Here is a 20,086-nt window from a genome sequence, read left to right on the forward strand (position 1 = left end):
GCTGGCTCACCTGGATCACCTTTCAGCGGTACTCGGCACAAGGGCGGCGACCCGGCAGAAGAACAGGCCGGACCGGTGCCGCCGCTGTCGCCCTCCCCCTGCTAGATGACGCGAACGCCCAACGGGTTGCGGCCCGCCCCCGGCAGCCGAAGACGTGCGGCAACCACCTCCGGACCGCTACGAATTCTCCCGCAGCCGCGCGTTCGCCCGCAGCCCACGGAAACCGATCACACCGATCGCCGTTCCCAGAAGGAAAGAGGTAATCGCCAACACCAGATGCACCCAGAAATACCCGGTCGGATTCCCCGCCCCGTCAAAGGCGAGCCCACTGGCATCTTTGACAAGGTTCTTGGCGAACGTGACCCACACCACCCAGGACCACACACCAAAGGCGAGCAGGAACCACGACACACGACGACCGATCTTCACGAAACGAGCTCCTCTACTACAGGGGGACTGTCCCAGTATCCAGCCCATCGGTCTGCGCTTTAACGGAGGGGCATGGTCGGGTTGCTGGCCGCGAAGTCTGACGTAGACACGGTCCGAAAGCCACAGGCGGAGACGCGTTCACGCCGCTTGGGCGGCTCCCCACCTGCGGGAGTTTGGCCGACTCAGACATGTCCGGATGCGGGGCGAGGGCGGCTGAATCTGCCCCCTCTCGGGGAATTGAGGCAAATGAAAGTAGTCTTTCCGTGCGTCCGTTCGGAATTGGAAAACGTAAAACAGCGACCTCTTCCTGACAAGTGTGACATTTTCGACTTGCTCTCCCTTTCCTCGCGCATCGGGATGATTATTTTGAGGTGCGACTCGCTCAATCCTCTCTGTCGTCTAGAGTGGGGTCGGATATTTATATGCGACTCTGGGAGGGGTAATTTATGAGTGGCGAAGAATCTTATGTGGAGCATGGAGAGCTCATGAAACTGGCGCGAAGTTTCGAGCAGCATGCCTATGACCTGGAGACGCATCTCAGAAAATTCTCCAGTGAGACTGGGGAAGAGGCGATTACCGACGGATTCGGCGTTCTCACCGAGTCTGAAGAGGTGACCACGGCGTACATTGAATACTCTGAGGATGTCGCTGGCGCGGTGAAATCCATATATACGCACCTGGATTCGATCGGCGCCGCACTCAAGCAGGTGACAAAGAACACGGAAGTCAACGATGAGAACGTTGGCTCGCTGTTCGGTAATGGGGTGTCTGTAAGTGAGTGATGGGGAGTCTGCGGCCGAGGAAATCGTAGAACTCGGGATCGAGATCGTCAATCCGGGAGGTCGTCCAGATGAATTAGAGCAAGCAGCCAAGGCGTGGCGGAATCTGAAGTCTGAAATAGATCAGATTTTCCGCAGGCTGGATAAGCAGGTGGAGGGTGTGATTGGTAACGCCTGGAGAGGTCCTGCCGCAGAGGCATTTCATGAGCATTGGCGAAAGTGTAAATCATCGGCAGATGCAGCCACTGAGAAGTTCGATGAAGCTGCCGACGGCCTCGATAAAGCCGCAAGGCGATCCGCGAGGTCAACTCGGAAATCCACGACATTTATCTGGAGATCGGAATTTCCATCGGCGTCTCGGTGGGGATGTCCTTTCTCACGCTCGGCGTTTCCGCTGCCACGGGTACGGCTCGTGTCGTCATGCTTGTGGAGAAGGCGCTCGATGCTGCGGGAAAGCTGGGGCGGATGCTCCGGGCGGTGGCGAATGCCTATAAGGCTTTCAAGAACTTCCATGCCCTGACCAGGGTGGCAGCTGAATTCGCCATGGAATCGGCCTCCGGCACCGCAGGTGGCGTGGTCACCAGCGTTCTCAGCGGCAAGGGTCCCGAATGGGAGACGAACCTCGCGGGCGGCATTGGTGGCGCGAGTCTCGGAGCTGGCGCAGGCAAGCTCGCCACGGCGTTGGGTGGTGGTGACCTCGTCAGTGGCGTGGTGGGCGGTGCGGTGGGCGGCGTCACCGGTGACGGGCTTGACTCTCTTGCCCAGGGAAAATCCATGGACATGCGGCAGACGGCCATCACGGCCGCTACGGGTGGTGCCGCGGGGGGAGCCGGTGGCGTGGCCAGAGGCTTCGATAAGGAAATGACCCGGATCGCACAGGACATCAAGTTCGAGGAGCCCACGCCCGTAGGGCACGAGGCCGGCATGGACAGGGCGTGGGGAACCACTGTTCCTGTGGCCGGCGGTGTTGCGGCGAACGAAGGCAAGGACAGGTGGGAAGACGTCGACAAGAGCACGAAGGAAGGGCGCTCGGGTGCCGAGAAGGGAACGCGAGGAAGAAGCGGTACCGCGACGGATGAGGTACGAGATGTCTTCGGCTGACGGTGCGGCTTCCCAGGGGGCGGGCGACGCGGGGCGGGTAGGCGCCAACCCCCGCCGGATCGGCGCCTGGTGTGGCGGGATCGCCCTGCTGTCTTCGACATCCATTCTTCCCCTATGGATTTTTGGGGAAGCGGATATACGTCGCACAGGGATCCTGATCGCCATGGCAATCGCCTTCCTCTCTCTTGTGGCGGCGATTTCCTATCGACGTCTGACGGGCGGCCCGAGGTCGTTTCATGCAGTGTCCACGGCGGAGTTTCTCGCACCAGGCACCGAATCTGAAAAATCCCTGAGATCTCCGTCGATGGTTCCTCTTTCTCTCCCTTCGAGGCGGGGTGTGCAGTGCCGTGTTATCGGCTGGTACGTGGGTTTTTTCACCGTAGTAGTGACGTTGATCGCGCTTGCGGCGGGATCGCCTGAGCGACCGGAGATGCTGCAGCGTCTCCACGATGCCGGCCCCGAGTTCACCGAGGTCGTGGTCGAAAAAGTCGGCGAAGTGGAGCGGCACGATCCGAGTCGTGGAAAAGACTTCTATGCGGCCACAGTGGTTGTCCGACTCGTCCCGCGGACGGCAGCTGGGGCGGCAGTGACAGCGACAGTGCGCACCGATACTCCCGAGCCCTTGGCCCCGGGCGATAAAGTGACGGTGCTTTACGCGCCCTCCCGGCCTGAGATTGGAGCAATCGCCGGAGACGAAAGTCGCCTCGGTGCATTCTTGCGCGGCGACACCATGTCGCCTCGCGGAGTGTGGGGCTATACCGGTGCGTGGGTAATCGCCATCGGGTTCTCCGTGTGGGGTCTCTGGGTCCGTTATGGATTCCGTTCATTTTCCCGGATGAGGGAAGGCGATCTGGCTGTTCGTGTCCGATTCATGGGCACGGACCACTGGCGACAGGGCACCGCCAACCAGCGGTGTCTGAGGCTGACCACTTCCTCCTCGAAGGCGGTCCACTTCCTCACCTACATCGCGAAACGGGAAGTCCCCGAGGGGTTGGAGGGGCAGGAGCTTTGGCTCTGCTGGGACGGACGCAGAGGGACCGGTGGCCATCGCTTCTCACCTCGCCGCGCCTCGGCGGCGCTGGTGTCCGATGACGGTTGGGTCCTGCATGCCTTGATCGCAGTGGAAGAAGCGGAAGCACTGGTCGGTGAGCACGTATCTATCAAGGCTCATGCCGTAACTGAGGCTAATCCTTCACCTGTTGGGGCTCAGGCTTCAGAGGCGCCGGAACCTCCGAAACGCCTCTTCCTCTGGGACCCTCGTTCGGCATGGCCACGCTTCGTGTCGGCCTGGGCCCTGGCGCTCTCCTCGCTCCTCTTCGCGTGTGGAGTCGCTCTGCTGTCCGGCGACCTCTCCGGCACATGGCGCTGGCTGACCGGCCTGGGCGGCGTGGTGGTGGCCCTGGCGCTTGCCCACGTCCTCACCATGCGCGAATCCCTCCTGGCGTTCATTGCGATGAACTCCGGGGGCGGATCGAGTGCCTCCGAGGCGCGGGGGCGGTGAACTGCATGTCTCGCGTGGAGGTTTGAGCTGAGGGGTGCACGGTCGGCTTGGTGGGCCTGCGTGCCCACCAAGCGACTCGTCAGGCCCGGACACGTCCCGGACGGATCAGGTTGCCTCAGCTTGGTAACAACACCTCTACAGAGCGTGGCATCATCTGGTACTAAATCGGACACTTCAGGACTTTCAATGTTGCCCGAACAGACCCTAACTCCCTAGTATTGACACTCTTTACGCTGCCCTTGGCGAAGGATTACCGGGCGCGGAATGAAGGACAACGGGGGAGTGGGACCAGTGGGCGAGAAGTTTCAAGTCGATCTCGATGAACTGGACGGAGTCGTGCGCCGTCTCAAGCACCTGCAGGCCGACATGGACGAGCCGAACCAGAAGATCAAATACAGCACGACGATCCCCAAGTCGGCGTTCGGCATTGGCTTCGATGAGGCCGAGGACATCAGCAGCGCTCACGACGAGATGCAGAACTACATGACGCAGGTCATCGCCGCCCTCCAGGACCTCATCCGGGACTTCGGGGGGAAAGCCGAGCGCAGCCACGGTGCGTACGACGACCAGGAGCAGGAGACGAAGACATCGATGAGCAGCTGACCCCGGCTGTGCTGGGGCAGGTGGATCGGCGATGACTAGGGGGAGAAGGCCATGCCTGGCCCGATGGACAACGACGGCAACAAGTCGTACGAGAAGCAGATCGATCAGAAGCACCGCACCGAGGGAATGAAGCAGTTCGACGGCTACAAGCCCGTCGAGAAGTCCAGTTCGGACTTCCATCACCACGGCATCAACGCGCTGCGGAAGATGGTGGAGAGCTCTTCGCCGGAGGAGCTGGAGCGGTCCGGTGATCACTGGCGGGCGTCGGCCGACCGACTCGGGGGCCAGGACGGTCAGGGTGGGATCCGTAAGGCGTTCATGGATGCCGTGGAGCACGCCTCGCAGCACTGGCACGGCACGGCCGCCGAGGCGTTCCGGCGTCAGGCGGGGAAGGTCCTGGTGAAGATCGACCGCACCTACGGCCACGCCCGTAACGTCGAGGCCATGCTCATCGGAAGCCGGGCGATGGGTCCTGAGTACGGTGTCGCCCACAGTTTGCGCGAGGCCAAGAAGGCCATGTCCAAGATCGAGGACCCGGGCAAGGTCGAGAGCGCGTTCAACTCGTCCGGCGACGACTCCCAGTTCCACAAGGACATGGCGAACCCCAAGATGGACGCCAAGATGGCCCTTGAACTCAACCGGGACAAGCTCTCGTTGAGCAAGGAGCGCCAGGTCGAGGCGGTCATCGTGATGGAGGAACTGGCGGCGAACTACCGAGTGCAGGGGAGACAGTTCAACCCTGGCCCGCCGCCCGGAAGCGACCCCGACTGGCCGACCCCTCCCCCTGAGTACAAGCCCCACCCGCCCGTCAACATGCCGACGATCGGTGGCGATCACCCGCGTCCGACCACGGTGACACCCCATGGTTCGGGCAACGGCATCCAGCGCGACGGCCTGGGGAACATCAAGTCGCTCGGACCGTCGCCCACCACCGGCCTCGACGGGGTCCAGGGCGGCACGTTGACGCCGACCCCCGGGAACGCCGGAGGCACATTCGGGTCCGGACATGCCGGTGGTGGCACCGGCAGCGGCTCGGGCGGAGCGGTGCCTCCGGGGTTCATGCCCGGAATGGCCGGTGGCGGGGGCGGAGCCATGCGGCTTGGCCCCGGAGCCGGTCGCTCCGGGATGCCGGGTGCGGGCGGCGGTGCCGCACGCGTCCCCGGCGGCGCGAAGGGCAAGCCGGGCGGCCCGGCCGGCGGCCTGAAGCAGGGCGGCGCCGGTCTGCACCGCAGCCGCGGCGGGGCGCAGGGCGGCCCCGGCATGGGTGGTGCCGCGGGCAAGGGCAAAAAGGAGAAGAAGCGCGAGGGCAAGGAGCGTCCCGACTACCTTGTCGAGGACGAAGAGACGTGGACTTCGCAACGTAATGTGGCGCCGCGCGTGATCGAGTAACGCGAGACGGCTCCGGCGACCCCGCCGGTGCTCAGAGGTGCCCCGCACGGCCTGGTGCGGGGCACCTTCGCCGGCGGTCGGCTGCCGCCCGGGAAGAAGCAAGTGAGGAGCAAGGCATGAGGGTCACACGTACCCTTCGCGCGACCGTTGGTGCTGCGCTGACCGGAGCGCTTTTCCTTGGCACCGGTGGGTGGGCCGTCGCAGACGAGTCAGGTAATGACCAGTGGCCGCTCACTGCCTTTGACGCGGCGAGAATCCACGAGCAGGCCACGGGTAAGGGCGTCACGGTGGCTGTGATCGATGCAGGCTTCCACCTGGAACAGCAGGATCTTACGGGGCAGTTCCTTCCGTTGCACAAGTTCAGCGGAGGCGTCGAAGGGCAGATGCAGGTGCTGCCGGGCGAGGATGTGCGGACGCACGGCACCAGCATGGCGGCCCTCGTCGCGGGGCACGGCCACGGAGCCGGTGGTCAGCAGGGCCTGCGTGGTCTGGCGCCGGGCGCCAAGATCCTTCCGCTGGCGGAGGACAACGCAGCCCCTGAAGCGACGCGTTACGCGGCCGACCACGGCGCGGACGTCATCAACATGTCCATCGGTGTCTCCAAGCACACCCCGGACATGTGCGAGGCGGTGCACTACGCGGTGGAGAAGGGCGTCGTCGTGGTCGCGGCGGTCGGCAACGACGCCGGGCCCAAGGAGAACTACCCGGCGGCCTGCCCCGGCGTGATCGGCGTGGGGGCAGTGGACGAGTACGGCAAGAGTTGGGACGGCAGCAACTACAACTCCAGCGTGGACATCGCCGCCCCGGGCGTCGACGTCCCCGTCCTCGGCGGTGACAGCTCGCGCTACGGCAAGTCCAGCGGTACCTCCATCTCCACCGCCTACGTCTCCGCCGCCGCCGCGCTCCTCAAGGAGAAGTTCCCGGACCTCACGCCTGGGCAGATCGCGAACCGGCTGGTGAAGTCGGCCGGGCTCCCGAAGTCGGCCGAGAAGGACGGGCTCAAGCTCCCCGACCCGCACTACGGCTACGGCTTCATCAAGCCGCTGGTAGCACTGACGAAGGACATCCCCGCCGGCCCCGCCGCCGGCCCCCTCCCGATGCCGGAGGGGAAGGCGTCGAAGACGCCTGTCGTAGCCGGTGCGGACAAGGGGCAGGACCCCGACCCGCCGATGGGTGGGAAGAAGGCGGTGCTGCTGTATGGAGGCATTGGGCTGGGTGTGGTGATCGTGCTCGGTGTGATCATCGGTGGTGTGGCGCTCGTACGCCGCCGGGGGAATGCGGGCAGCCAGTCCTGGGGCTGAGCCTCGCCCCCGTATACGAGACGCGTACGAAGGAGACTGCCGCTACGGCCGAGGCCGCTGCCCGATACAGGGTGGCGGCCTCAGCCGTGGTGCGGGGTGGGGGCGGAGAAATCCGGACGACACGCCCGGGCTTTCGCTGTTACGTTCCTGGTCATGGACCCCGTAGGTGAAAAAGAGATCCGTGCGTCCTTCGTGAACTGTTCGAAGGGGGAGGCGAGCCGGATCAATCTGCCCCGGGAGTTGGGGGAGCTGCCGTGGGAGGACCTCGACTTTCTCGGGTGGCGTGATCAGGGGGCGCCGGACCGGAGCTATCTGGTGGTGCCGCGTGGGGACGGGCTGACGGGGGTCACGCTGCGGGTGCCGCAGGGCGTGCGGCGGAGTTTCACGAAGACGACAGTCTGTTCGGTGTGCCTCACAGGGCATCCGGGCTCCGGCGTCAGCCTGCTCGCCGCCCGCCGCGCGGGGGCCTCGGGGCGCGAGGGGAACACCGTGGGGGCGTATTTCTGCGCCGATCTCGCCTGTTCGCTGTACGTCCGCGGGAAGAAGCGGTCACAGCTCGCGGCGCGGTACGAGGAGACGCTGCCGGTCGAGGAGCGGATCGCGCGGATGATGCGGAATCTGGACGAGTTCCTGGAGAAGGTGACGGCGGGGGCGTCGGCGGCCCGCAGGCGGTAGCCGGGGCCGGCTGCAGGCCCCCGCCCTCCGGCGTGCCCACGCCCAGGTCGTACCGGCGAGCCCCGCGCCCGGCCGCACCATCTCCGCCCCCCCTGAACGCAAAGAGCCCCGCACCCGAGAATCCGGATGCGGGGCTCTCCACGTAAGCCCAGGCCATCGGCCACCGGCCCAGACCATCAGCCACCACGTGACATGAGGCCCAGGCCGACAGGGGGATCAGAAGCGCCGGGTGATCAGCGCTCGCTTGACCTCCTGGATGGCCTTGGTGACCTCGATGCCGCGCGGGCAGGCGTCCGTGCAGTTGAAGGTCGTGCGGCAGCGCCAGACGCCGTCCTTGTCGTTGAGGATTTCGAGACGCTGCTCGCCACCCTCGTCACGGCTGTCGAAGATGAAGCGGTGCGCGTTGACGATCGCGGCGGGGCCGAAGTACTGACCGTCGTTCCAGAACACCGGGCAGGACGACGTGCACGCCGCGCACAGGATGCACTTGGTGGTGTCGTCGAAGCGCTCGCGGTCCTCGGCGGTCTGCAGGCGCTCGCGGGTCGGCTCGTTGCCCTTGGTGATCAGGAAGGGCATCACGTCGCGGTACGCCTGGAAGAACGGCTCCATGTCCACGACCAGGTCCTTCAGGACCGTCAGGCCCTTTATGGCCTCGACCGTGATCGGCTTCTGCGGGTTGATGTCCTTGATCAGCGTCTTGCACGCCAGACGGTTCTTGCCGTTGATGCGCATGGCGTCCGAACCGCAGATGCCGTGGGCGCAGGAACGGCGGAACGTCAGGGTGCCGTCCTGCTCCCACTTGATCTTGTGGAGGGCGTCCAGGACGCGCTCCTTCGGGTCGATGTCGAGCTCGAAGTCCTGCCAGCTCGCCTCCTCCGAGACCTCCGGGTTGAACCGGCGGATCCGGAAGGTGACCTTGATCGCGTGGGAAGCGGTGTTCTCGGCCGCGTCCAGCGCCGCGGAGTGCTTGTCGAGAGTCGGGGTGCTCATCAGTACTTACGCTCCATCGGCTGGTAGCGGGTCTGGACGACCGGCTTGTAGTCGAGACGGATCGACTCCTTGCCGTCCGCGCCGACCTCGCGGTACGCCATGGTGTGCCGCATGAAGTTGACGTCGTCGCGGTTCGGGAAGTCCTCGCGGTAGTGACCGCCGCGGGACTCCTTGCGGGCCAGGGCGGAGACCGCCATGACCTCGGCCAGGTCGAGGAGGTTGCCCAGCTCGATGGCCTCCAGCAGGTCGGTGTTGAACCGCTTGCCCTTGTCCTGGACGGACACGTTCAGGTAGCGCTCGCGCAGCTCACCGATCTTCTCGACCGCAGTCTTGATCGTCTGCTCGGTGCGGAACACCATCACGTTGGCGTCCATGCACTCCTGCAGCTCCTGGCGGAGCTCGGTGACGCGCTCGGTGCCGGTGGAGTTCCGCAGCCGCTCGACCTGGTCGACGACCTTCTGCGCCGGGTCCTCGGGCAGCTCGACGAAGTCGTGGTCCGCGGAGTACTCGGCGGCGGCGATGCCCGCGCGGCGGCCGAACACGTTGATGTCCAGCAGCGAGTTGGTGCCCAGGCGGTTCGCGCCGTGGACGGAGACGCAGGCGACCTCGCCGGCGGCGTACAGGCCCGGGACGACGGTGGTGTTGTCGGCCAGCACCTCGCCCTCGACGTTGGTCGGGATGCCGCCCATGGCGTAGTGCGCGGTCGGCTGGATCGGGATCGGGTCCGTGTAGGGCTCGATACCGAGGTAGGTCCGCGCGAACTCGGTGATGTCGGGCAGCTTGGCGTCCAGCTGCTCCGGCGGGAGGTGCGTGAGGTCCAGGTAGACGTGGTCGCCCTCGGGACCGCAGCCGCGGCCCTCGCGGATCTCCGTGTAGATGGAGCGCGAGACGACGTCACGGGACGCGAGGTCCTTCATGACCGGCGCGTACTTCTCCATGAAGCGCTCGCCGTCCTTGTTGCGGAGGATGCCGCCCTCACCGCGGGCGCCCTCCGTCAGCAGGATGCCCATCCGCCAGATGCCGGTCGGGTGGAACTGGAAGAACTCCATGTCCTCCAGCGGCAGCCCACGGCGCCAGGCGGCGGCCTGGCCGTCACCGGTCAGGGTGTGCGCGTTGGAGGTCACCTTGAAGAACTTGCCGGTGCCGCCGGACGCGAAGATGATCGACTTCGCCTGGAAGACGTGGATCTCGCCGGTCGCCAGCTCGTACGCGACGACACCGGAGGACTTCTTGACCCCGTCGACGTCGGTGAGCAGCAGGTCCAGGACGTAGAACTCGTTGAAGAACTCCACGCCCTCCTTGACGCAGTTCTGGTACAGCGTCTGGAGGATCATGTGGCCGGTGCGGTCCGAGGCGTAGCAGGACCGGCGGACCGGGGCCTCACCGTGGTTACGGGAGTGGCCGCCGAAGCGGCGCTGGTCGATGGTGCCGTTCGGGGTGCGGTTGAACGGCAGGCCCATCTTCTCCAGGTCGAGGACGGAGTCGATGGCCTCCTTCGCCAGGATCTCGGCGGCGTCCTGGTCGACCAGGTAGTCCCCGCCCTTGATCGTGTCGAAGGTGTGCCACTCCCAGTTGTCCTCCTCGACGTTGGCGAGGGCGGCGGCCATGCCGCCCTGCGCCGCGCCGGTGTGGGAGCGGGTCGGGTAGAGCTTCGTCAGGACCGCGGTGCGGCTGCGCTTCGTCGACTCGATCGCCGCGCGCATGCCCGCGCCACCGGCGCCGACGATGACGGTGTCGTACTTATGGATCTTCATTGGTCTCGTCAGCCCCGGCGTTAGCGGATGTTCGGGTCGAAGGTGAAGATCACCAGCGTGCCCAGGAGGACGGTGAACACCGTGGCGGTGTACAGCAGCATCTTCAGCCAGAAGCGGGTGTTGTCCCGCTGGGCGTAGTCGTTGATGACCGTACGCAGGCCGTTGGCGCCGTGCAGCATCGCGAGCCACAGCATCAGCAGGTCCCAGACCTGCCAGAACGGCGAGGCCCAGCGGCCGGCCACGAAGGCGAAGCCGATCTTGGAGACGCCGCCGTCCAGCACCAGCTGGATCAGCAGGTGGCCCAGGACCAGGACGACCAGCACGATGCCGGACAGCCGCATGAAGAGCCAGCCGTACAGCTCGAAGTTGGTGCGCGTCGACTTCGGGGTCTTACCGGTGCGCTTACGGGGCGGCTCGATGACCGGCGCCGGGTTGTCCGCGTCGTAGAGGGTGACGTCGGAGGCACCCGCGGGGGAGGTCGTTTCAGCAGACATCTCGCGTCATCAGCTCCCGAACAGCGTGCGCAGGGTGTGCTGCAGCACGGGGTAGAAGGCACCGGCCATGAGCACGACCCAGACGCCCACAACGGTCCACAGCATCTGCTTCTGGTACTTCGGGCCCTTGGACCAGAAGTCCACGGCGATGACGCGGAGACCGTTGAGCGCGTGGAAGAGGATCGCGGCGACGAGGCCGTACTCCAGCACGTTGACGATGGGTGTCTTGTACGTCGCGACCACGTTGTCGTACGCCTCGGGAGAGACGCGGACGAGAGCGGTGTCGAGGACGTGTACGAACAGGAAGAAGAAGATGAGGACGCCAGTGACTCGGTGAGCCACCCAGGACCACATGCCTTCCCGGCCGCGGTACAGCGTTCCAGCCGGCACGGAAAAACCCTCCGGGAGCGGGGATTGGGGCCTGCCGGCTTCTCTGTCGGTCGGCCCGGCCGGGTACGGTCCACCGGCCCTGGCCATCGTAGCGACGCCTTGTCGGTTCATTGCCCCGGGGCCCCGCAGGTGTGATCAAACAGCCACCAACGGGCTATCACACAAGAGCAAAACGGGATGTTATGGGCATCCCGTGATAAGGCGTGTCAAACGCCCGCGAATAGTGCGTCGCAGCTCATCGGCGGCGACGGCGCGCTCCTCGTCCGGGTCGTTGCCCAGCCGGGTGCGGATCCCGGCCAGCATCTGGTCCAGGACCTCGTCCTCGCCGTAGCCGTCGAGGCAGATGACGAAGGCGTGGCGGAAGCGGCGCTCGTACTCGGCGTGGGCGGCGCGCAGCGCGGTGTGCGCGGCGAGGGTGCCCGGGCCGGGGGCGCCCACCGGCGGCAGCGGGGAGGCCGATTCGGCGGCCAGCGCCTCGTCCAGATCGGGGGCGGAGAGGTCGTAGCAGCCCTCGTCGGAGGCGGCGAGCAGCGCGCCGAGATCCGGGTACGGGCGGTGCCGGGCCAGGCGCTGCGCCCAGCGGCGGCTGCCGCAGCAGGTCAGCAGCGTGGCGACGGCGTCGTCCGGCGGCAGGGCGTTGAAGGTGTGGGGCACGGCGGTGTCCGAAAGCGGCGACCGGGCGCCGTGGCTCTGCGAGGGTATGCCGCGCCAGGGCGCGCACGACGGGCGCAGCATCGTCGGCCGGGCGGCCGGAGTGTCACCGGACAGCGGGGGCTCCTCGGAAGGATCGGACATTCGGACGAGCAAGTGGTGCGGGTGGACGGGGTACGGCGGCCGACGGAAGCGGTGCGGGTTTCGGATCGCGGGCGCGGCGGCCGGGGCGTGTCGTGGCGACGGAGGCGTCGGCCGGGGCCGTCCGGAGACCCGGACACCCTGCGCGCGGTGTGATGAACCGAAACGCCACCGTAACGACGCGGGATGGGCGCTGTCCGACGGATGCGCGAATTTCACCCGGATGAGAGAGGTTTTCCCTAGGGATCGCCTGCGAAGCGACGGTGTCCGCCCGGGAGGCCGTGCGTCGGGGGCGTCCGTCGTGCCGGGCGGGTGCCGCCCCGGGCCCGGCCCTGGTGGGCGGAGCGCCCGGGACGCGGCGGGGCCCGCGCTCCCCGTACCGGCGGGTCCGGTCGCGGGGAGCGGTGGCACGGCGAGGAGAGAACCGAGCAGTAAGGAGCGCACGATGTCGTATCCGAGTCGGCCCGGACGCCCTGAACGGCCGAAGGCGGCGCCGGAGAATGCGCCGTCGGGGGAGCGGGCCGCGCCGCCCGGCGGCCGGTCGCCGGTGGCCCGGGCGGCGCTGCCCGCCGTGCTGGTGGCCGCCGCGCTCACGCTGGCCGCCTGCTCCGACGCGGCGGACTCCCAGGCGCCGGGCGCCACCGGCCGGGCGGCCTCCCCGGTGCCGACCCCGACCTGGCAGAAGGTCACCGGCGCGCCGCGCACCGTTCCCGCCGTACGGGACTTCCGTCCGGCCGACGGGCGTGGCTGGCGGCCCTCCAAGGGCGCCCGGATCGTGGTGCCCGCCGGGGAGAAGAGCACCGTCGCGGACGAGGCGCGGCTGCTCGGGCAGGACCTGGGCGGGATGCCCGTCGTCTGGGGCGATCAGCCCGCACGGCCCGGGGACGTCGAGGTGAAGCTCGCCGGGAAGGACGGCCAGGGGGTCCCGCAGCGGCCGGACAACGCGCCCACGGGCGACACCGCCGACGAGGTGTACACGCTGACCGCGCGCGACACCCGGCTCACGCTCGCCGCCCCCACCGACGCCGGGATCTTCTACGCCACCCGGACCGTCAAACAGGCGGTCCGCGCCGCCGGGGGGCTGCCGGAGGGCACGATCGAGGACCGGCCCGACCGGGCCCAGCGCGGGATGCTGCTGGACAACGCCCGTAAGCCGTTCACCGCGAGCTGGATCGAGGACCGGGTGCGGGAGCTGGGCGACCTCAAGCTCAACCAGCTCCAGCTGCACTTCTCCGACGACCAGGGCTTCCGCATCGAGAGCGACACCCACCCGGAAATCGTCTCCAAGGACCATCTGACCAAGGACGAGGTCCGCCGCATCCTGCGGCTCGCGCACTCCCGGCACCTCAGCGTCATCCCCGAGATCGACTCGCCCGGCCACCTCGGCGCCGTCCTCGACCACCACCCCGACCTCCAGCTGCGCAACGCGAGCGGGCGGGTGCTGCGCGGGGCGATCGACATCTCCCAGCCCGCCGCCGGGAAGCTCATCGACGAGCTGATCGGCGAGTACGCCGAACTCTTCGACGTGCCCAAGGGCGCCGCCGCGTACTGGCATCTGGGCGGCGACGAGTACCAGGCGCTGACGGCCCCCTCCCCGTCCGCGTCCTACCCGGGCCTGGCCCGGGCGGCCCGGAAGAAGTACGGGCCGAACGGCACCATCGAGGATCTGGCAACCGGCTGGCTCAACGACCGGCAGCGCGCCGCCGAGAAGGCCGGACGCGACCGGATCGAGGCGTGGAACGACGGGTTCTTCGCCGGCACGCGCGTCCAGGCGGACAAGAACCGCACCGTCGGCTACTGGACCGGCAAGGAGATCGGCGCCAACGACCCGGCCCGTTTCCTGCGCGAGGGCCGCAAGGTGGTCAATCTCAACGACGAGTACCTCTACTACGTCCTCGGCGAGCCGAATCAGTTCACCTATCCGACCGGTGAGCGGATCTACCGCGAGTGGACGCCCGCGGTGCTGCGGCACACCTCGCCCGTCGACGTCCCGGCGAGCATGACCACCCCGGACCGCATCCCGGGCGCGCGCTTCGCCATCTGGTGCGATCTGGCGCACGCGCAGACGCCCCAGCAGATCGCCCAGGGCATTCGGATGCCGCTGGCGGCGCTGTCGCAGAAGGTGTGGGACCCGCGGAAGCCCGCACTGAGCTGGGCGGACTTCCGGGCGCTGGCCACGAAGGTGTCCGGTACGGGCTGACCGGAGGCCCCGGCGCGAGCCTGACGGCGGGGGTGCGCGGGACGGCCGGGGCCGCCACCCCCCACAGGAGAGGCCCCGGCCGTCGTTCGCGGAGAGGCCCGTCACGGACCCCTCAACCGATACAGCGCCGTACGCGCCAAAAGCGTCACAGGGGGTGTGGAAGGCCGCGCCACAGTGGTCTGGACGGCGGCCGGGCGGGGCCCGTAACGTGCCAGTTCGCGCCGGTCGGCGCGCTTGTCGTACGTCTGCCGCGGCCGGGACCGGGCCGCGCCAACGGGGGGTTCGATGGATCGGTACGCGCCGTACGCGCCGTACGCGCCGTACGCGCCGTGCGTCCCGGGCCGCCCGTGGCGGATGCCGGGCCCGGGGGCGGCCGTGGTGATCAGCCGGGATACCGTCTGCGGAACCGCCGGGGTTACCGGGGGTTCCGCGGCCGTCGCCAGGGGCGGCGGCCGGTAGCGGAGCAGTGGGGCAGCAGCAAGGACCGGGCAGCGGAGATTCCGCACGCGACAGGATGGACCCGTGCGAGGGGACGACACTCAGCCGGACGACAGCCGGCTGACCGCTGCCGTGCAGGCGGCACAGGACGGCGATGAGGCGGCGTTCCGCGCGGTCTACCGTGCGGTGCACCCCCGGCTCCTCGGCTATGTGCGGACGCTGGTGGGCGAGGCGGACGCGGAGGACGTCGCGTCGGAGTCCTGGCTCCAGATCACCCGTGACCTGGGCCGGTTCAGCGGTGACGCCGACCGGTTCCGCGGCTGGGCCGCCCGGATCGCCCGCAACCGCGCCCTGGACCACATCCGGATGCGTGGCCGCCGCCCGGTGACCGGCGGCGACGAGAGTGAACTCGTCGACACTCCGGCCCTCTCCGACACCGAGGGCGAGGCGCTCGCCGCCCTCGGCACCGGCCGCACGCTGCGGTGGATAGCCACGCTCCCGCAGGACCAGGCCGAGGCGGTGGTGCTGCGGGTCGTCGTCGGGCTGGACGCCAAGAGCACCGCGAAGGTCCTCGGCAAGCGGCCCGGCGCGGTCCGGACGGCGGCCCACCGCGGGCTGCGCCGCCTGGCCGAACTCCTCGGCGAACGGGCGGAGAACGGGGACGCCGAAGAAGCCGGACCCGCGGCCGAGGGCGACGGTCCCGGACCCGGCGCGGCGGAGGGCGCCCCGGCCCGCCGGGCTACGGGCGGCCCGCGCGGGGGTGGTGGAACGATGGGCGGGGTCCCCGTACAGGGGCGAAGACGCCGTGACGGCGTGGCGGAATCGTACGTACCGGGTGTGACGGAAACGGCCGCGCGAACGCAGAAGGACATGTGATGGCCGACGACCGGTACAACTGGCTCGACAACGATGCCGCGGAGCGCCTGCTGCGCGGCGAGCCGGTCGGCACCACGGCACACGGCGCGCAGGAACTCGCCCGGCTGCTGGACGACGCGGCCCCGGCCGGACCCGGCCCGGCGCCGCTGCCCGGGGAGGAGGCCGCCGTCGCCGCCTTCCGCCGGGCCCACCACGCGGTACCGGCCCGCGCCGGTCTCGCCCGGCCCGTCCGGCGCGGTTTCGTCGTGGCGCTGGCGGCCTGCGCGCTCGGCGGGGTGGCGGTGGCGGCCGGTACGGGCGTGCTGCACAGCCCCTTCCGCCCGGGTCCCGCCCCGCCCCCCAGCATCTCCACGGACGTCAGCCCCGGCCCCTTCGAATCCCCGGCCCCCGGCACCACGACCCCCGGCTCTCCGGACGCGACGGCGGGGGAGCGGCCGACCGACGCCACCACCTCCCCGACGCCGGACACCAGCCACAGCGCCACCCCGTCGCCGTCCGGCACCACCCGGGGCCCGGGCCGTGGGGTGCCCGGCCTGCCCGGCAACGGCAAGAACGGTTCGGCGGAACGGCGTTCGGTGGTGCTCGCGCTCTGCCGGGACTACGAGGCGGGCAAGCGCGGCGACATGGACCGCGAGACCGTACAGCGCCTGGAGCGCGCCGCCGGAGGCCCGGCGAAGGCCCACGCGTTCTGCCGCCGCTACCTCCAGCAGCAGGGCAACGGGAACAGCGGCAACGGCGGCAACGGCGGCAATGGCAACGGCGACGGCGGCGACGGCGGCGGGAACGGCGACGGAAACGCCGACGGCGGGAACGCGGGCACCGGGCAGGGCGGCGGCCACGGCGGCGACGAGGACGGCGACGGACAACCGTCCACCGCACCGGAGACCCCGGCCCCCGCCCCCGGTTCCCCGGAACCATCCGCCTCGGACACCGTGACCCCGACGCCCTCCACCAGCGCGGACGGCACCGCTCCCGCCTCGGTGTGACGTTTTTGCGGCCCCCGGCGCAGTACTGAGTGAGCCGACTGGTCATCGGCGGCGCGTGGGCCGGGTTCCCCCCCCGTACCCAGGACCTCGCGCACCTGGCGCGGGCGGGGCACGTTCCCCCGGCCCTGCCCGCGCCCCCCTCTTTCCCCGCGCCGCGCGGGGCCCCTCTGCCTCTTCCCGGTGTCCGTCCGTCGGCGGGCGATTCCGTGGTGTCCGGTGGTGGACGGTCCGGCCGCAGGGCGGGGCGCGCGGGGGCTGCGTCACACTGGTGGCATGTCGTCACCCCGCCGCGCGTGCCCCGTCTGCACCCGAGAGATCGCCGTCGTCGGCGGCCGCTTCGCCCGCCACGACCCGCCCGGGCGGCGCACGGTGCTGGAGCTGGTCTCCTGCCCGGGGTCGCGGCGGATCGCCCCGATGATGGCGCCCGCGGAGAAGCTCTTCGACCCGGAGGAACCGCCGTTCCCCGGCCAGCAGCCGCTGTTCTGAGCGGCGCGCAGGCGTTACGGCACCAGGACGTCCAGTTCCGCCATCGCGCCGACCGTGATCTGACGCGTCAGCTCCTCGGCGCGCGTCGCGTCGCCGACCCGTACCGCCTCGGCGACCTGGACGTGCAGTGAGACCGCCGCCGGGTCCGGGTCGGTGAACATCACATGGTGCGCGGTGCGGCCGGTCAGCACCGCGGCGACGACATCGCCGAGCCGGGCGAACATCTCGTTGCCGGAAGCGGTCAGCACCACGCGGTGGAACGCGGAGTCGTGCACGAGGTACGCGTCGAGCTGCTGGCCGCGGGAGGTGGCGACCATGCCCATGGCGTGTTCGGTGAGCGCGGCGCACTGGGCGGGGTCGGCGTGGACGGCGGCGAGCCCCGCGGCGACCGGTTCGACGGCGGAGCGCAGCACGGTCAGCGAGCGCAGCTGCCGGGGGCGGTCCCGTCCGGCCAGCCGCCAGCTGATGACCCGCGGGTCGTAGACGTTCCACTCCTCGGGCGGCAGGACCGTCACGCCCACCCGGCGGCGGGAGGTCACCAGCCGCATGGATTCCAGGACCCGGATCACCTCGCGGACGACGGTGCGCGAGACGTCGAACGCCGCCGCCAGCTCTTCGGCGCGCAGGACCGTGCCCGGCGGGTGATCGCCCGCGGTGATCGCCGGACCGAGGGCTTCGAGCACCCGTGTGTGCGGCCCCTGCCCCTGGTTCTCCATGGGGATCACCCTACGTTCCGCCCGACTGCCTCTTTAAGTATGACGTTTGCGCCACACTCTCTTGAATAAGTCATACATAATGGGTTTCAGTGGGGTGTCATACCGAGGTCGAAGAAGACAGCGAGGTACCCGGGAATGAGCACGCCCCACGTCATCGTCGTGATGGGAGTTGCCGGAACCGGCAAGACGACGATCGGCCCGCTGGTCGCCGAGGCCCTCGGTGTGCCGTACGCCGAGGGCGACGACTTCCACCCGCCGGCCAACATCGCCAAGATGTCCGCCGGGACCCCGCTGGACGACGCCGACCGCGGCCCGTGGCTGGACGCCATCGGCGCCTGGGCCCACGAGCGGGCCGGGCGCGGCGGCGTGGTCAGCTGCTCCGCCCTCAAGCGCGGCTACCGCGACCGGCTGCGCGCCGCCGCCCCCGAGGTGGTCTTCCTCCATCTCACCGGCGACCGCGCGCTGATCGAGCGGCGGATGGCCGAGCGGAAGGGCCACTTCATGCCGACTGCGCTGCTCGACTCGCAGTTCGCCACCCTCGAACCCCTCGGCGCCGACGAACGTGGCGTCGCGGTGGACGTCTCGGGCACCCCCGAGGAGATCGCCGCCCGCGCGGCCGACGCGCTCCGCGTCGTCCCGGCCGCCTGAACCCGGGGCCCTCGGGCCCGGCGGCCCCCGCACCTCCCTCCCCTCCCTCTTCCTCCTAGGAATCGCCGTGACTCATCTCAGCGTCGAGATGCTGGCAGCGGACGCGGCCGAGCCGATCACTTCGGCCGGTCATGCGCAGCTGGGCATCGCCGTTCTGGCGGGCATCGCCGTCATCGTTGTGCTCATCACCAAGTTCAAGCTGCATGCCTTCCTGTCGCTGATCATCGGCTCGCTGGTGCTCGGCGCGGCCGCCGGGGCGCCGCTCGACAAGGCCATCGCCAGCTTCTCCACCGGGCTGGGCTCGACCGTCGCCGGTACGGGCGTGCTCATCGCCCTCGGCGCGATCCTGGGCAAGCTGCTCGCGGACTCCGGGGGCGCCGACGAGATCGTCGACACGATCCTGGCGAAGGCGAACCGGCGGTCGATGCCCTGGGCGATGGTGCTCATCGCCTGCGTCGTCGGGCTGCCGATCTTCTTCGAGGTCGGCATCGTGCTGCTGATCCCGGTGGTCCTGCTCGTCGCCAAGCGCGGCAACTTCTCGCTGATGCGCATCGGCATCCCCGCCCTGGCCGGACTCTCGGTCATGCACGGCCTGATCCCGCCGCACCCCGGGCCGCTCGTCGCGATCGACGCGGTCGGCGCCAATCTCGGCATCACCCTCGCCCTCGGCGTCGTCGTGGCGATCCCCACCGCGATCGTCGCCGGGCCGCTCTTCTCCCGCTACGCCGCCCGCTGGGTCGACATCCGGCCGCCCGAGAACATGATCCCCGAGCGCGCCTCGGCGGAGCTGGCGAAGCGCCCGCGGTTCGGCGTCACCGTCGCCACCGTGCTGCTGCCGGTCGTGATGATGCTGGCCAAGGCGCTGGTGGACATCGTCATCGACGATCCGGAGCACTCCGTGCAGCGGGTCTTCGACGTCATCGGCTCCCCGATGATCGCGCTGCTGACCGGTGTCGTCGTCGCGATGTTCACGCTGGGCCGCGCGGCCGGGTTCACCAAGGGCCGGATAGCCACCACCGTCGAGTCGTCCCTCGGCCCGATCGCCGGTGTGCTGCTGATCGTCGGCGCCGGTGGCGGCTTCAAGCAGACCCTGGTGGACGCGGGCGTCGGCCAGATGATCCTGGACATCTCCAAGGGCTGGAACATCTCCGCACTGCTGCTGGCCTGGCTGATCGCCGTCGCCATCCGCCTGGCGACCGGCTCCGCGACGGTGGCCACCATCTCCGCGGCGGGCCTGGTCACCCCGCTCGCCGCCGACATGAGCAGCACCCATGTCGCCCTGCTGGTCCTCGCCATCGGCACCGGCTCGCTGTTCTTCAGCCACGTCAACGACGCCGGATTCTGGATGGTCAAGGAGTACTTCGGCATGAACGTCGGCCAGACGCTCAAGACGTGGTCGGTGATGGAGACGTTGATCTCGGTGGTCGGCATCGCCTGTGTGCTGCTGCTGTCGCTGGTGGTCTAGCGAGCGACGCGATGCCTCTTCGCGACGGGGCCGTACGGGCGGGAGGGCCGCCGGTGCGGCCCCGTTCGCGTAG

The 20,086-nt window shown here is 69.0% G+C and carries 20 protein-coding genes and 1 pseudogene; 14 read left to right on the plus strand and 7 right to left on the minus strand.

What is annotated here, in order from left to right; all coding sequences use genetic code 11:
* Positions 1-177: 177 nt before the first annotated feature.
* Entirely contained in the window at positions 178-429 is a 252-nt protein-coding gene (locus tag OG422_RS19730) for an SCO4848 family membrane protein (RefSeq protein ID WP_143942257.1), read from the minus strand.
* Positions 430-875: 446 nt separating this feature from the next.
* Between OG422_RS19730 and OG422_RS19735 the strand changes: the two genes are divergently transcribed.
* The 8 genes and pseudogenes from OG422_RS19735 to OG422_RS19770 all read left to right on the plus strand — a co-directional run bounded on the left by OG422_RS19735 (position 876) and on the right by OG422_RS19770 (position 7,778).
* Positions 876-1,211 (plus strand): hypothetical protein, encoded by a 336-nt coding sequence (locus OG422_RS19735; RefSeq protein WP_405743958.1) that lies wholly within the window; start codon positions 876-878, stop codon positions 1,209-1,211.
* A pseudogene (locus OG422_RS19740) lies at positions 1,204-1,491 on the plus strand (WXG100 family type VII secretion target); the annotation flags it as partial. The gene OG422_RS19735 and the pseudogene OG422_RS19740, both read left to right, overlap by 8 nt.
* Before the next feature lie 83 nt (positions 1,492-1,574).
* A complete protein-coding gene (locus OG422_RS19745) occupies positions 1,575-2,309 on the plus strand; it encodes a hypothetical protein (protein WP_405748085.1) in 735 nt (244 codons plus the stop codon).
* 163 nt (positions 2,310-2,472) lie between these two features.
* Entirely contained in the window at positions 2,473-3,810 is a 1,338-nt protein-coding gene (locus OG422_RS19750) for a hypothetical protein (RefSeq protein ID WP_405743960.1), read from the plus strand.
* A gap of 336 nt (positions 3,811-4,146) precedes the next feature.
* Positions 4,147-4,413, plus strand: a complete 267-nt coding sequence (locus OG422_RS19755) for a hypothetical protein (protein WP_405743962.1) — start codon at positions 4,147-4,149, stop codon at positions 4,411-4,413.
* A gap of 51 nt (positions 4,414-4,464) precedes the next feature.
* On the plus strand, positions 4,465-5,802 hold the full coding sequence (locus OG422_RS19760; protein WP_405743964.1) for a hypothetical protein: 1,338 nt from the start codon (positions 4,465-4,467) through the stop codon (positions 5,800-5,802).
* A gap of 116 nt (positions 5,803-5,918) precedes the next feature.
* Entirely contained in the window at positions 5,919-7,103 is a 1,185-nt protein-coding gene (locus OG422_RS19765) for a S8 family serine peptidase (protein ID WP_405743966.1), read from the plus strand.
* 153 nt (positions 7,104-7,256) lie between these two features.
* Positions 7,257-7,778, plus strand: a complete 522-nt coding sequence (locus OG422_RS19770; protein ID WP_143942264.1) for an FBP domain-containing protein — start codon at positions 7,257-7,259, stop codon at positions 7,776-7,778.
* A 216-nt stretch (positions 7,779-7,994) separates the two neighbouring features.
* Here the strand turns inward: OG422_RS19770 and OG422_RS19775 are convergent, their stop codons facing one another.
* The 5 genes from OG422_RS19775 to OG422_RS19795 form a co-directional block, all read right to left on the minus strand.
* Complete coding sequence (locus OG422_RS19775) at positions 7,995-8,768, minus strand: succinate dehydrogenase iron-sulfur subunit (RefSeq protein ID WP_143942265.1); 774 nt, start codon at positions 8,766-8,768, stop codon at positions 7,995-7,997.
* Positions 8,768-10,522, minus strand: coding sequence for a succinate dehydrogenase flavoprotein subunit (gene sdhA, locus OG422_RS19780; RefSeq protein ID WP_143942266.1), 1,755 nt, complete (start codon positions 10,520-10,522; stop codon positions 8,768-8,770). Before sdhA ends, OG422_RS19775 begins: the two co-directional genes overlap by 1 nt.
* A 20-nt stretch (positions 10,523-10,542) precedes the next feature.
* Positions 10,543-11,016 (minus strand): succinate dehydrogenase hydrophobic membrane anchor subunit, encoded by a 474-nt coding sequence (locus OG422_RS19785; RefSeq protein WP_384600846.1) that lies wholly within the window; start codon positions 11,014-11,016, stop codon positions 10,543-10,545.
* A gap of 9 nt (positions 11,017-11,025) precedes the next feature.
* Positions 11,026-11,406 (minus strand): succinate dehydrogenase, cytochrome b556 subunit, encoded by a 381-nt coding sequence (sdhC, locus tag OG422_RS19790; protein WP_143942268.1) that lies wholly within the window; start codon positions 11,404-11,406, stop codon positions 11,026-11,028.
* A 180-nt stretch (positions 11,407-11,586) separates the two neighbouring features.
* Positions 11,587-12,201, minus strand: coding sequence for a 2-oxo-4-hydroxy-4-carboxy-5-ureidoimidazoline decarboxylase (locus OG422_RS19795; protein ID WP_405743969.1), 615 nt, complete (start codon positions 12,199-12,201; stop codon positions 11,587-11,589).
* A gap of 442 nt (positions 12,202-12,643) precedes the next feature.
* Here OG422_RS19795 and OG422_RS19800 point away from each other — a divergent pair, with 442 nt between their 5' ends.
* The 4 genes from OG422_RS19800 to OG422_RS19815 all read left to right on the plus strand — a co-directional run bounded on the left by OG422_RS19800 (position 12,644) and on the right by OG422_RS19815 (position 17,184).
* A complete protein-coding gene (locus OG422_RS19800) occupies positions 12,644-14,398 on the plus strand; it encodes a beta-N-acetylhexosaminidase (RefSeq protein ID WP_405743971.1) in 1,755 nt (584 codons plus the stop codon).
* Between the two features lie 522 nt (positions 14,399-14,920).
* On the plus strand, positions 14,921-15,712 hold the full coding sequence (locus OG422_RS19805) for an RNA polymerase sigma factor (protein WP_143942270.1): 792 nt from the start codon (positions 14,921-14,923) through the stop codon (positions 15,710-15,712).
* Complete coding sequence (locus tag OG422_RS19810; RefSeq protein ID WP_405743973.1) at positions 15,712-16,698, plus strand: hypothetical protein; 987 nt, start codon at positions 15,712-15,714, stop codon at positions 16,696-16,698. The genes OG422_RS19805 and OG422_RS19810 overlap by 1 nt, the downstream gene beginning before the upstream one ends.
* 273 nt (positions 16,699-16,971) lie before the next feature.
* Complete coding sequence (locus OG422_RS19815; protein ID WP_030284618.1) at positions 16,972-17,184, plus strand: hypothetical protein; 213 nt, start codon at positions 16,972-16,974, stop codon at positions 17,182-17,184.
* Positions 17,185-17,198: 14 nt separating this feature from the next.
* Here OG422_RS19815 and OG422_RS19820 read toward each other — a convergent pair whose 3' ends face one another.
* Positions 17,199-17,900, minus strand: a complete 702-nt coding sequence (locus OG422_RS19820; protein ID WP_143942920.1) for a FadR/GntR family transcriptional regulator — start codon at positions 17,898-17,900, stop codon at positions 17,199-17,201.
* 135 nt (positions 17,901-18,035) lie between these two features.
* Between OG422_RS19820 and OG422_RS19825 the strand changes: the two genes are divergently transcribed.
* Both OG422_RS19825 and OG422_RS19830 read left to right on the plus strand, forming a co-directional pair.
* Positions 18,036-18,548, plus strand: a complete 513-nt coding sequence (locus tag OG422_RS19825) for a gluconokinase (RefSeq protein ID WP_143942919.1) — start codon at positions 18,036-18,038, stop codon at positions 18,546-18,548.
* A 67-nt stretch (positions 18,549-18,615) separates the two neighbouring features.
* Positions 18,616-20,013: a gluconate:H+ symporter gene (locus tag OG422_RS19830; protein WP_143942918.1), complete on the plus strand. Its 1,398-nt coding sequence runs from the start codon at positions 18,616-18,618 to the stop codon at positions 20,011-20,013.
* The last annotated feature ends 73 nt before the right edge of the window (positions 20,014-20,086 follow it).

Origin of the sequence: Streptomyces sp. NBC_01525 (genome assembly GCF_045040405.1) — a bacterium.
Classification (GTDB): Bacteria; Actinomycetota; Actinomycetes; order Streptomycetales; family Streptomycetaceae; genus Streptomyces; species Streptomyces benahoarensis.